This window comes from Ensifer sp. CCNWLY38 (genome assembly GCF_037120565.1).
Classification (GTDB): Bacteria; Pseudomonadota; Alphaproteobacteria; order Rhizobiales; family Rhizobiaceae; genus Ensifer; species Ensifer adhaerens_H.
The window spans coordinates 258,540-270,066 of the sequence record NZ_JBBBBO010000003.1 but is presented as its reverse complement, the minus strand read 5'-3'; the positions used below and the strand labels follow the sequence as shown (position 1 = coordinate 270,066).

At 62.8% G+C, this 11,527-nt stretch carries 11 protein-coding genes; 3 read left to right on the top strand and 8 right to left on the bottom strand.

Annotated elements, in window-relative coordinates:
* Positions 1 to 48 precede the first annotated feature (48 nt).
* Positions 49 to 1,182, bottom strand: coding sequence for an ABC transporter substrate-binding protein (locus tag V7S54_RS08345; RefSeq protein WP_065373330.1), 1,134 nt, complete (start codon positions 1,180 to 1,182; stop codon positions 49 to 51).
* A gap of 105 nt (positions 1,183 to 1,287) precedes the next feature.
* On the opposite strand from V7S54_RS08345, the gene V7S54_RS08340 reads away from it, so the two are divergent.
* Complete coding sequence (locus V7S54_RS08340; protein ID WP_065373331.1) at positions 1,288 to 2,106, top strand: class I SAM-dependent methyltransferase; 819 nt, start codon at positions 1,288 to 1,290, stop codon at positions 2,104 to 2,106.
* A gap of 495 nt (positions 2,107 to 2,601) precedes the next feature.
* Here V7S54_RS08340 and V7S54_RS08335 read toward each other — a convergent pair whose 3' ends face one another.
* The 3 genes from V7S54_RS08335 to nirK all read right to left on the bottom strand — a co-directional run bounded on the left by V7S54_RS08335 (position 2,602) and on the right by nirK (position 5,685).
* Positions 2,602 to 3,300 carry a Crp/Fnr family transcriptional regulator gene (locus tag V7S54_RS08335; RefSeq protein ID WP_065373332.1) on the bottom strand — a complete coding sequence of 233 codons (699 nt, stop codon included), beginning with the start codon at positions 3,298 to 3,300 and terminating at the stop codon, positions 2,602 to 2,604.
* 229 nt (positions 3,301 to 3,529) lie between these two features.
* Positions 3,530 to 4,447, bottom strand: a complete 918-nt coding sequence (locus tag V7S54_RS08330; RefSeq protein ID WP_336408200.1) for an SUMF1/EgtB/PvdO family nonheme iron enzyme — start codon at positions 4,445 to 4,447, stop codon at positions 3,530 to 3,532.
* A gap of 101 nt (positions 4,448 to 4,548) precedes the next feature.
* Entirely contained in the window at positions 4,549 to 5,685 is a 1,137-nt protein-coding gene (gene nirK, locus V7S54_RS08325) for a copper-containing nitrite reductase (RefSeq protein ID WP_336408199.1), read from the bottom strand.
* A 340-nt stretch (positions 5,686 to 6,025) separates the two neighbouring features.
* Here nirK and V7S54_RS08320 point away from each other — a divergent pair, with 340 nt between their 5' ends.
* Positions 6,026 to 7,249 carry an NnrS family protein gene (locus V7S54_RS08320; RefSeq protein ID WP_065373335.1) on the top strand — a complete coding sequence of 408 codons (1,224 nt, stop codon included), beginning with the start codon at positions 6,026 to 6,028 and terminating at the stop codon, positions 7,247 to 7,249.
* A 69-nt stretch (positions 7,250 to 7,318) separates the two neighbouring features.
* Here the strand turns inward: V7S54_RS08320 and V7S54_RS08315 are convergent, their stop codons facing one another.
* The 4 genes from V7S54_RS08315 to V7S54_RS08300 form a co-directional block, all read right to left on the bottom strand.
* Positions 7,319 to 7,645 carry a metal-sulfur cluster assembly factor gene (locus V7S54_RS08315; protein ID WP_065373336.1) on the bottom strand — a complete coding sequence of 109 codons (327 nt, stop codon included), beginning with the start codon at positions 7,643 to 7,645 and terminating at the stop codon, positions 7,319 to 7,321.
* A complete protein-coding gene (locus V7S54_RS08310) occupies positions 7,632 to 8,162 on the bottom strand; it encodes a DUF2249 domain-containing protein (protein ID WP_336408198.1) in 531 nt (176 codons plus the stop codon). Before V7S54_RS08310 ends, V7S54_RS08315 begins: the two co-directional genes overlap by 14 nt.
* Entirely contained in the window at positions 8,143 to 9,522 is a 1,380-nt protein-coding gene (locus V7S54_RS08305) for a hypothetical protein (protein ID WP_336408197.1), read from the bottom strand. The genes V7S54_RS08310 and V7S54_RS08305 overlap by 20 nt, the downstream gene beginning before the upstream one ends.
* A gap of 143 nt (positions 9,523 to 9,665) precedes the next feature.
* Positions 9,666 to 9,944, bottom strand: a complete 279-nt coding sequence (locus V7S54_RS08300; protein ID WP_275025714.1) for a DUF2249 domain-containing protein — start codon at positions 9,942 to 9,944, stop codon at positions 9,666 to 9,668.
* Between the two features lie 222 nt (positions 9,945 to 10,166).
* On the opposite strand from V7S54_RS08300, the gene hemN reads away from it, so the two are divergent.
* Entirely contained in the window at positions 10,167 to 11,519 is a 1,353-nt protein-coding gene (gene hemN, locus V7S54_RS08295; RefSeq protein WP_336408196.1) for an oxygen-independent coproporphyrinogen III oxidase, read from the top strand.
* Positions 11,520 to 11,527: the final 8 nt, after the last annotated feature.

Sequence of the window (11,527 nt, the reverse complement as noted above, 5' to 3'; positions counted from 1 at the left end):
AGACGCGCGGCGCCGTAGAGACCTCCCCTCTTCCGGCTGTCGATCTGCTTACTTGCTGGTCGTTAGCGAAACGAAGTAGCCGCTCTCATAGGGAAGCGGCAGGAAGCGCTCGTGCAGCTCCTTGAACGTCGCTTCCGGGTCGAGGTCGGCGAAGAGATCCGGATGCAGCCACTTGGCGATCTGCTGGATCGCGACGAACTGATAGGGGTTGTTGTAGAACTGGTGCCAGATGGCATGGACCTGGCCGTCCTTGACCGCCTGGACACCGGTGAAGGCCGGGCGCTTGGTCAGGTTTTCGAGCTTGCGGGCCGCTTCCTTTTGATCGGCGCCATAACCGACGCCGACCCAGGCGCCGCCCGGCACGTAACCCTGCCAGTTGCCGCCGGTAATGATGATCTGGTCCGGGTTCGCGGCGATGATCTGCTCCGGATTGACCGTGCCGAAGGTGCCGGGGATGATGTCCTTGGCCATGTTCACGCCGCCGGCGAATTCGACCATCTTGCCGAAATTCTCATTGCCGAAGGACATGCAGCAATCGTCGGAGTAACCGCCGGCGCGCTCGACGAAGACCAGCGGCTTCTTCGGATTGGCCTTCGCCAAGACGTCGGTCACCTTGGCGATGCTCTCGGCGCGGAACTTGATGAACTCTTCGGCCTTTTCTTCCTTGCCGAGCAGCTTACCCATCACACGCATGCTCGGCTCGGTGTTTTCCATCGGCTTTTCGCGGAAGTCGACATAGACGAGCGGGATACCAACCTTGGCGAGCTTTTCGATGTAGCCGGCCTCTTCCGTTGCGGTCTTGGCATCGACATTCATCAAGACAACATCGGGCTTCAGCGCCACCGCCTGCTCGATGTCGAAGGTGCCGTCCTTCATGCCGCCGAAGGTCGGCAGCTTGGCGATATCAGGGTATTTCGCGAGATAGGCGGCGTAGCTTTCCGGATCGGCCTTGGAGAGATCGTCGCGCCAGCCGACGACGCGCTTGAACGGGTCGTCGCGGTCGAGCGCGCCGAGGAAATAGATCTGGCGCCCTTCGCCGAGGATCACGTGCTCGACCGGCACATTGACCTCGACATCGCGGCCGGTCACGTCTTTCAGCGTCACGACATCAGCGAAGGCTGCCGTTGAAAAAAGCACACAAAAGCCCGTGGCAGCCGCAGCCACCCTGTTGAAAAACCGCATTGTTTTCTGCTCCGCTGGGAAAATCGACGCGATCTAATGTTTCATGACTTTATTAGTCAACATTTATCTTTTAGAACGCCTCCAAACAGAGGCGGCGGTACCGACATGAGCGATGTAACGGATCGGCAGAACTACAACCTGCGGGACGAGATCAAGGCCTACTGGTCGGAGCGCGCTGCAACTTTCGATCTGTCGCCGGGACACGAGATCTTCTCGGAGGAGGAGCGCGCGGCCTGGCACGCGTTGTTTCTACGCCACCTCGGACCAGGCGCCGGCCGCGCCGCGCTGGACCTTGCAAGTGGGACGGGCGTCATCTCGCATCTGCTCGACGAACTCGGCTTCAAGGTGCAGGGCCTGGATTGGGCCGAACCCATGCTCGAGCGCGCTCGCGAAAAGGCCCGCAAGCGTGGCCGCTCCATCCGCTTCGCCCTCGGCGACGCCGAAAATACCATGGAGCCCGACGGCCATTACGATGTGATCGTCAACCGGCACCTGGTGTGGACGCTCGTCGATCCGGCCGCAGCCTTTGCCGAATGGCTGCGTGTCCTGAAGCCCGGCGGGGTGCTGCTGATCGTCGATGGCGACTTTGTGAACACCACAGCGCTCGAGCGGCTGTTCTCAAAGCTCAGCGCCTGGGGACAGCGCCTCGGCCTCTTCAAGGCGGAAACGCCGACCGGCTCACCGCAGATGATGGCGACGCATCGCAGCATTCTCTCCCGCGTGCATTTCTCAGAGGGCGCCCGCGCCGAGGCCGTCGTCGAACTGTTGCGGGAGGTCGGCTTCGTCGACATCACCGTCGACCGGGACCTCCGCGAGATCCATCGCACCCAGGCCAGGAACTGGAATGTCTTCAAGGGTCTGGCACGGCAGTCCCAGCATCGCTACGCTGTTCGGGCCAAAAAACCCTACTGCATGTCTCCTTAAATCGACTTCGATTTAAGGACAAAGACATGCAGAAAATCAAAGTGCTACAGCGACCTTTGCGCGTCTGATAAGACGCGCGGCGCTGTAGCAAAATCTTGCCATTGGGATTGCCCGATATCGGTTAATCCCCCACATGATAGGACGGAATTTCGACAGCCCTGTCGTGAACGATCAACTGAAATAGGTAGAATAAATGCGCGCTACAATCTTGTTGGCAATGGTTCTCAGCCTCGCCGCATGCTCCCAAACCGGCGGTGGCGGTTACAGCGGGGACTACGAAGGCGGCGACGGTGACTTCTATCCCGGGATCGTCGCTCCAAAGTAGACCTGACTCACTGTAAACCGTGATCTACGATCCCTTCCCGTCGACATTGTGCAAACTTGCGATTGGCGGGGTGGGTTCTCAATAGCGCGTCACGCGCAAGTGAATGGCGTCATGCGATGCACTTGTAGAAGAACGTCGCAGGATCGCCCGCTGGTGTACGGCCAGCCGCTCTAGCTGCCAATCCGTTCCGCCAAGCGCCGCAGGCCTGGAATGTCCTTGAGCGTCAGCTTCTGCCGCCCGCCCTGGACGAGACCCTGCCCTTCCCAGGCGCTGAGGATGCGCGAGACCGTGTGCAGCGTCGTTCCGGTCATCTCGGCGATATCCTGGCGCGAGATCGGGAAGTCGATGCGGATGCCGCCGCCGTCGGGTTTACCGGCCTGTTCGGCGAGCCGCAGCACCGTATGCGCGACGCGGCGCTCGACCTCTTCCGTCGACATTTCGCGGATGCGGGTATGCGCCTCGTCGAGACGCTGCCCGATCGTATGCATGGCGTTGACGGCGAGGTGGGGGTTCTTCTCGACGAAGACGTTCCAGAGTTCCGTCGGCCAGGCGAGAACGAGACTCTCGGTCGCCGCCGTCGCCGTTCCCGGATAGTCGCTGCGCTGCAGCGCACGGGCAAAGCCGAAGAGGTCGCCGGGATTGACGACCCGGACGATGATCTGCTGCCCATCTTTGGTGACCTGGGTCACCTTCAGCCGGCCGTGCAGAAGCAGGAAGAAGAAGTCTGCCTGCGCACCCTGTTCGAACACGGCTTCGTTCTGCGGAACGCGCCGCACGGTGGCGCGCGTCAGCAGCGAATCCAGTTCCTGGTCGCTCATCTTCTGGAACAGAGGGAGCGATTTGACGAGTGTGCGATCGAGTGCAGCCACTTTGGCCCTACATCCTGCCGTTTGAGTTGCTCTGCTCTAGCACAGCCCGGAACCCTGCAAAAGGACCACGGCGCCGCACGTCCTGTCAGATGTGCAAAGGACGTCATAGCACCGCGATTGCCACATGCTTTTGCCCCTAGATCGGTGACGATCTAGGGGCAAAAGCATGTATTGGACCTTGCGCCGGTTGAGAGGTGCGAGCCCCAGCGGGTCCCCTGGCTGCGCCATGTCACCCGGCGCCCTGGAGCCGGCGTTCGAAGGCATAGAGAAAGCCCGAATACCAGCGGCCGTCGCGCACCAACCGGAAGCCGAGATTATCGGGCGGCACGCCGACGGCGCAGCCGCCGCTTTTCGGATCACGGATGAAGAAGCTCATCGACGCCCGGTGCTTGCCGTTGACGACGAAGATGCCGCAGGCGGGCGCCTCCTTCAAAACCTCGCCATCGTCGCCGATCGTGACGCGGCGGTGGCAGGTCTCTGTCCATTCCCAGACATTGCCGTCCAGGTCGGCAACGCCGTACTCGTTCTCGCCGAAAGCGCCCGAAGGCTGCGGCAGCGGGTCCTTCGCCCGCTGCCGGCTCGCCTCGCGCTCGTAGTCCGCCAACCAACGCAGCGCCGGATTGTCCTTGCTGCCGTCGATCCCGAGCGCATCGTCAGGAAACTTGGAGCCGGCGGCAAAGGCCCATTGCTGGTCGGTCGGCAGGCGCCAGACCTCGCCGGTCTTCTTGGTCAGCCACGCCGCATAGTCGTTCGCGTCGGTATAGTTGACCCCGGTCATCGGCACGCCCGACAGGGCCGCGCCGTGACCGCCCTCCGGCTGCTGGCAGGCGCCGTCGGCGATGCAGCGATCAAAGTCCTGGCGCGTCACCTGGTACTTCATGATCTCGAGCGGCTGCTCGAGCGCAGCAACGACGATGGGCGCATCGACGGCAAAGCCGTTCTTCAGGAAGTGTCCCTCCGCCCGATAGCTCATTTGACGCGGTGCGATCGTCACGGTCACCGGTGGCCTGATCGACAGGTCGACGCCGTCCTGGAGATCGTCGAACAGCCCCACCTTCGCCGAAAGCACGCCACCGATTGCGGCCAAAAGGACGGCCGGGGCTGCGAGCGAGAGGAGCGAAACCGCAGATTTCTTGTTGCTGGTCATGGGAGGTCTCCGGGGAAAGGGCACGCGCTGACGAGCGCGTGCCTTCGTTCGCGTGTGGGGTCGCGCAGGTCGCGGCCCCGCAATCACCTTGCTTCAGCCGTCTACATCGACGCCGGCTTGACGACCGAAGTCATGAGGTCGTCGTTCCAATCGCCGGTGACCTTGAAGTGGCCGGCAGCGCCCAGTTCGAACGCTTCGATCAGGTTGTGGTTGACATAGGCGTACACACCCGGCTGGCGGAAGGTGTAGAAGGCAGCGCCCGCGGTTCCGCCCGGAATGAGCCAGGTTTCCTGGTCGAGGTCCGGCGGGTTGCGGAACTTGCCGGTCGCCCAGACATAGTCCCCATGCCCACCGATCAGGTGCGGCCGTGTATCGCGGTTGGCCTGCGAATGGACGACGAGCACGCGCTCACCCACAGCCGCTGTCAGAGCGTTGTCGCCGGTCAGTGCGCCGACCGCGCCGTTGAAGACGATGTGGGTCGGGGTCAGCGTGCGCATCGCCTTCACCGCATCTTCATAGGCATCACCGGGGGTTTCGTACTTCTTGTAGTTCCCGGCCTCGTCCTTCGGCACGTAGAAATCCTGCTCGCCGACATAGTAGATCTTGTCATAGGTCAGCGGCTGACCCTTCTCGTCCTTCAGGCCCTCGCGCGGCAGCACTATGATGGCGCCGTTCATGCCCGAGGTGACGTGCCAGGGCACCATGCCTTCGGGCGCGCAATGGTAGACGAAGACGCCGGGCTTGGTGGCCTTGAAGCGAAGCGTGGTTTCCTCGCCCGGGTTGACCTGCGTCAGCGCACCACCGCCCAGCGCGCCGGTTGCGGCGTGGAAGTCGATGTTGTGCAGCAGCGTGTTCGTCGCCGGGTTGATCAGCCGGAGCTCGACATAGTCGTTCTCATGCACGACCAACAGCGGGCCAGGCACCGAGCCGTTGAAGGTCATCGCGTGGATCTCGGTGCCCTCGCGGTCGATCACCAGCTTCTTTTCCTCGATCGTCATGGTGAACTCGACGACGCGCGGTCCGGTCTTGGCGACCTGTTCATGGGCGTGGACGAAAGGCGGCTTGACGAGATCGACCTTCACGCGCGGCAGGGTCGAGATGTCGACGGGGACAGCACCCGCTGCCGTGGCGGCGCCGGCCGCCTGTGCCGAAGCGGTATGGAGAAGCGGCGCAACCGCGCCCGCCAGGGCAGCGCCGGCAAGCATCGTCCGGCGGGTCATCTGAAGTTGTTCAGTCATCTTGCTCTCCTTCGACGCGCTCCAGCGGCCGGAATTGGCCTTCTGCGAAACGCGCCTGTATTCAACGAGTTAGGGTGGGCGACGCCGACTTGGGCGGCCTCACCTCCGGTCTCGACCACCGGTCCCCCAGCAGTCACAAAAGAAATAGAACCACAGACGAATCGCGTCTTTGTCTTGGAACAAATCGTTTCGAGGCGATCGTTTTTCTTTGCCCCCGCATGAACACACCTGGCGGAGCGGGGCCGCGATACTTGCGTTTTCGCAAAGAGCCCCTCTGAAGCCATTGATAGATCAAGCCTCATCCGCAAGTCCGCAAGCACGCACGACGAGGACCACGATCATGTTGGACAGACTCATAAGACCGAAACCGAGCGGCGGCATTCCGCGCGGACTCTCCACCACCGGACCGGTGCTCTTCTCCTATGGCTTCCGGCCGTTCTTTCTCGGTGCCGCCCTCTGGGCGATCGGCGCCATGGTGCTGTGGATCTCGGCACTGGTTTTCGGGCTAGACCTTGCCGGCAACTACGGCGCCGCCCACTGGCACGCGCATGAGATGCTGTTCGGCTTCTCCTCCGCCGTGCTCGGCGGCTTCCTGTTGACGGCGATCCCGAACTGGACGGGAAGGCTGCCGGTCTCCGGCAGTCCGCTCGCCGCCCTCTTCGGGCTCTGGGTGGTCGGCCGGATTGCTCTGCTATCGAGCGGTTTGATCGGCCTGCCGGTCGCGGCCGGTATCGAAGCGTTGTTTCTGCCGGTGCTCCTGCTGATCTGCGCGCGCGAGGTGATCGTCGGTCGCAAATGGAAGGATCTGAAAGTCATCGGCGGGCTGGTGCTCCTGTCTGCCGCCAATATCTGCTTTCACCTTTCGGTTCTCAGCGACCTCGACGTCGATGCCGCGGCGCGGCTGGCGATCGGCGCCTACACCATGCTGATCATGATCGTTGGCGGACGTATCGTGCCGAGCTTCACGCGCAACTGGCTGAACAAGGTCGGGCGCACAAATTTCCCGGTGCCCTATAACCGTTTCGACACCGCGGCGATCCTGATCGGTGTTGCGGCGCTTGCGGCCTGGACCTTTGCGCCCATTCACATCGTCACGGCGGCAATCGCGCTCATCGCCTGCGCCTTCCATACGGTGCGGCTGTTCCGCTGGCGCGGATTGGCGACCTGGCCGGAGAAGCTGCTCTTCGTGCTGCACGCAGCCTACGCCTTCGTGCCGCTTGGCTTCCTGGCGGTCGCGGCCGGAGCGATCGAGCTCCTGAGCGAATACCCGGTCATGCATGTGCTGACCGTCGGCGTGATTGCGTCGATGATGCTTGCCGTCATGACGCGCGCCAGCCGTGGCCACACCGGACGGCCGCTGGTGGGTTCAGCACTCACCAGCAGCTCCTATGTCGCCATCATCGCCGCGGCGCTGATCCGGCCGCTCGCAGAGGTGCTGCCCGCACACTACCAGCACCTGATCGCGCTATCCGGCGGTTTGTGGATTGCCGCCTTCGCGCTGTTCACGCTTGAATACGGACCAATGCTGGTGTGCGATCGTCGTTCACCCCGCGCGTCATCCTGACGGCAGGTTCGAACCCAAAGAAGAAAGGCGCCGCATCAGCGGCGCCTTTTGTTTGTCGCAAGACAACTCTCAGAAGATGCTGCCGTGCGTCAATTCGACCAGGCCGTCGACCATCATCTCAGGCGTCCACGGCGGCTCGTAGGTCAGGCGCACTTCGGCATATTCGACGCCTGGCACATACCAGACGCAGTTCTGCACCGCCTCCTTGAGGAAGGCCGTCGCCGGGCAGCCCTTGATCGTCGTCGTCATGGTGACGCGGGCGATGCCGCCCTCCTGGACGTCGATGTCATAGATCAGGCCGAGATCAACGACGTTCTTGCCCATTTCGGGATCGATGATGATGCGCAGCGCATCGCGGATCTTCGCTTCGAGGTCCAGTGTTTCAGGCGCCGACATGAGATTGCCTCCCGCCAATGCGAACAAGGATGCGGTAGGTCTCGCCGGTCGCATCGAAATTGCCGGCCCATTTGTGGCCGCGTTTGGCGAGCTCCGGATAGAGGAACAGCGGCTCGCGCGCGAGCAAGGCGAACAGCACTTCGCCCTCCGTCATCTTCTCGGCCGTCGCCAGAATGCGCACCATCGGATCGGGCGGATCGAGGTCGGTGAGATCAAGCTGGCGGCTCGGGTCGGGCCAGGTGTCCAAATCCGTTTCGCCGGCCGAGAGCCTGATTTCCTCGACCTCGCCTTCGGGCGTGAACAGAACCTCCCAGTCGCCATTGTCGAGCGGGCGGTCCTGATGGGTGAAACCACGTCCGGCCATGACGCTGTAGAGCGGAACGGGCCGGAAGGTCGCAATCAGCTTCAGCGCCTGGCCCGGCGCCAGACTGTCGACGGCTTTCATGATGGCCTGGAACGGGTCGCTGCCACCGCGCAACAGCGGCCGGACATCGAGTTCATAGGGATCTTGGCTCATGGGAACCTCCGTGAGGAATGGATGGCAGAAACAGGCCTGGTCGAACTAGTCCGTCAGGCAATCGAAGTTCGGCCGGAACGTTGATCAGTCGCCGTGTTTGCACGAACTCCAGGATGAGCGCATTGACGGCAATCAATTGGCCGAGGCTCGCAAAGCGAAAGAGGACGGCACTACCGATCAGCAGGGCCAGAGTACCGAGCGCTACCGTCAGATAATAGAGCCGAAACCAGCGAAGGGCCGAGACCTCTACGACGAGATCCTGAACCCGCGGCGTCGGCCTACGCCCAAGCGCCGGCCCGTAGCATTCGAGCCAGGTCATGAACGGCACGATCTTGTAGAGCTGGGCGAGCCCCATGCCCGTCAGCCAGCCGAAGGCGACGAGATAGATGACGGCACCCGAACCAGCGTCGAGACGGCCGACCGCGAGCAGCGCGACGAAGAGCGCAGTCGCGGCGATCAGCGACGCGAAGGCGCCGATGCTGGCGCGGCTGTTGAGCTCGATCGCCTTGCGGCGACGCTCCCGGTAAATGCGCAGGATATCGCCGATATAGATCGCCACCACGGCGGCGCCGGAACCGACAGCGAGAAGCAGAAGCGGCGTACGACTGAGCGCACCCACGAGAATGACAGGCACCTCCGCTGCCAAAAGGCCGAGGCAAAGGGCGCCAAGCCCGAAGACCAGACGACTGCTTGTCTGCTCCTTGTCCGGCGACAGCATGAACATGGTCAAGAGCCTGTAGCTGACGCCCATGGTGGTGAAGCTCAACCAGCCACAGAGGCCCAGGGAAGCATGTAGCGAGACGCCTTCGATCGTTAGATCGATTGCGCTCTCCGCATCGACAAACCCGGAGAGCACGCCGGCATAGACGCCGCCGAGCAGCATCGTGCCGAAGAGCGCTGCAAGACCGACCGCGACGAAGCGGGCCGGGAGCGGCAGGGGACGCGCATGCCAGAGCGTGGCTGTGAAAGCAAAGCCAAGCGCCGAGAGGCCGACAATTGAGAAGGCAGCGCCGATAGGAAGGAGCGTCACCGGAAGATCTATCGCGCCGGACAGGCTGACGAAGCCAAATGTCAGACCGGCGATGCCTGCGATGAGGAACAGGAGGGCCGGCAGCGCTACGCTCGGGAAGGAAAGCGGCTGGCCGACGAGCACCGGCACGAACTGCAGCAGCGCACCGGTCATCAACAGGCTCAACCAGCCCAAGACGACGACATGCACGAGCGCCAGCGTTTCGGGCGCCTCAAGGGCTGAGACCGGGTAGCCGTAGCCGAGAACCATCATGATCTCGCCAAGGACGAGAAAGATCAGCGCGGCCGCAAAATAGGACATCGTCCAGCGGGATAGCGTGGCTGCGAACATGGCGATTCATCCGTAGATCACGATGGTTTTGGTCGAGCCGACCAAAAACCAAAAACGTGATCGATTCTCGTAAGTTGGGGCGGGATGTGAGCGGAAAACCGCACACACTTTTCCCGATCCCGCTCTTGAGGCGCACCGGGGGCTCAGTGCCCGCCGCAGCAGCAATCGCAGCCGGAGGACTGCTGTCGGCCGATTTCGACGCGCCAGACAGTCGGCCCCTGCTCAAGGTACTCCCAGGTGAACTCGCCCGGATAGCGCGTTTCCAGCTGGTAGTGCAGCGGACGCGGATCGTGATCGTTGATGATGATGAAGGCGCCACCCTCGGCAAGCGCATTCAGCATGCCGAAGATTTTCGGATGGCGCTCCACCGGCGGAATGGTCCGCACATCGATGAAGGGCTTGTCGGTCTCTGCAATGGTCATGGTCATCCGCTCTAGGCGCCGTCGTTTGATGATGGTCCGGGAAACGCCGGCGCACACGCCCCGGATTTCCGCAATCTAGCGACGGCGGCGCCGCGACATTTTGTCGAAGCGCAAACAAATCCCGGTTTGGCCGAGACCACGCCCGTCCTTGACTTTTCGCAAAGAGTTGCCGGGCCGCGAAGCCTAGAAAGGTGCATCCATCGCCACCCAGATGAGGACGAAATGTTAGCTTCCGCGCTCCTGAAATACGGTGAAATGCGCCTGCCGCGCTACACGAGTTACCCCACCGCACCACGCTTTGCCGCGGCGGTCGACGACCACACCTACGGCGACTGGCTGAAGGCGATCCCTAGGGGTGAGGCCGTGTCGCTCTATCTGCACATCCCGTTCTGTCGCTCCATGTGCTGGTACTGCGGCTGCCACACGACGATCACCAAGAAGGACGATCCGATCCTCGATTATCTCGATGTGCTGAGAGACGAGATCCGCATGGTCGCCGATACCATCGGCCGGCCGCTGCCGGTCGCGGAAGTGCACTTCGGCGGCGGTACGCCCACGATCATCGAGCCGCGCGAATTCCTGGCGCTGATGACCCTGATGCGCGAGCGCTTCGCGCTTTCGCCGTCGGCCAACGTCGCCGTCGAGATCGATCCGCGCCGGCTGACGCTCGCCATGGCCGAGGCGCTCGGCGAAGGCGGCGTCAGGCGCGCAAGCCTCGGCGTGCAAAGCTTCGATCCCGTCGTGCAGAAGGCGATCAACCGCATTCAGAGCGAGAAGCAGACGGCCGAAGCCGCCAGCCACCTGCGCGACGCCGGCATCGGCGGGATCAATTTCGACCTGATCTACGGCCTGCCGCATCAGACGGTTCGCTCCTGCGTCGAGACGGTCGAGGCGGCCGTGGCAATGCGCCCGGAACGGTTCGCCGTTTTCGGCTACGCCCATGTGCCAAGCTTCAAGAAGCACCAGCGCATGATCGACGAGAAAGCGCTGCCCGACAGTGCGGCCCGCGCCGAACAGGCAATGGCGATCAGCGAAGCGCTATGCAAGGCCGGCTACCGTCAGATCGGCCTCGACCACTTCGCCTTGCCTGACGACGATCTCGTCACCGCCCAGGCGACCGGACGGCTTCGCCGCAACTTCCAGGGCTACACGACCGACAATTGCGAGACGCTGATCGGTTTCGGCGCCTCGGCGATCGGCCGTTCGCGCGATGGGTACGTGCAGAACGAGGTACCGCCCGGTCTCTACGCCAGCCGGATCGCCTCGGGCCGGCTCGCAACAACCAAGGGCTACCGGCTGACCGACGAGGACCGTTTGCGCGCCGCGATCATCGAACGGCTGATGTGCGATTTCAGCGCGGATATTTCCACGATCGCCACGGCGCATGGCCAGGCCTGGCGAACGCTCGTCGACGGCAACGGCAAATTGGCCGAACTGCAGCAGGATGGGGTGATCGATATCGCTGATGGCGTCATCACGGTCCGCCCCGAACACCGCTTCGTCATCCGCGCGGTGGCGGCCGCCTTCGATGCCTATATCGACGAGTCCCAGAGGGTACATGGCAAGGCGGCTTGAGCGATCTT

Excerpts from the sequence above, each read along its gene's own strand:
- hemN (WP_336408196.1), top strand. The coding sequence starts at position 10,167 with ATGTTAGCTTCCGCGCTCCTGAAATACGGTGAAATGCGCCTGCCGCGC.
- V7S54_RS08300 (WP_275025714.1), bottom strand. The coding sequence starts at position 9,944 with ATGACCATTGCAGAGACCGACAAGCCCTTCATCGATGTGCGGACCATT.
- V7S54_RS08345 (WP_065373330.1), bottom strand. The coding sequence starts at position 1,182 with ATGCGGTTTTTCAACAGGGTGGCTGCGGCTGCCACGGGCTTTTGTGTG.
- V7S54_RS08330 (WP_336408200.1), bottom strand. The coding sequence starts at position 4,447 with ATGACCAGCAACAAGAAATCTGCGGTTTCGCTCCTCTCGCTCGCAGCC.
- V7S54_RS08340 (WP_065373331.1), top strand. The coding sequence starts at position 1,288 with ATGAGCGATGTAACGGATCGGCAGAACTACAACCTGCGGGACGAGATC.
- V7S54_RS08315 (WP_065373336.1), bottom strand. The coding sequence starts at position 7,645 with ATGTCGGCGCCTGAAACACTGGACCTCGAAGCGAAGATCCGCGATGCG.
- V7S54_RS08320 (WP_065373335.1), top strand. The coding sequence starts at position 6,026 with ATGTTGGACAGACTCATAAGACCGAAACCGAGCGGCGGCATTCCGCGC.
- nirK (WP_336408199.1), bottom strand. The coding sequence starts at position 5,685 with ATGACTGAACAACTTCAGATGACCCGCCGGACGATGCTTGCCGGCGCT.
- V7S54_RS08305 (WP_336408197.1), bottom strand. The coding sequence starts at position 9,522 with ATGTTCGCAGCCACGCTATCCCGCTGGACGATGTCCTATTTTGCGGCC.
- V7S54_RS08310 (WP_336408198.1), bottom strand. The coding sequence starts at position 8,162 with ATGAGCCAAGATCCCTATGAACTCGATGTCCGGCCGCTGTTGCGCGGT.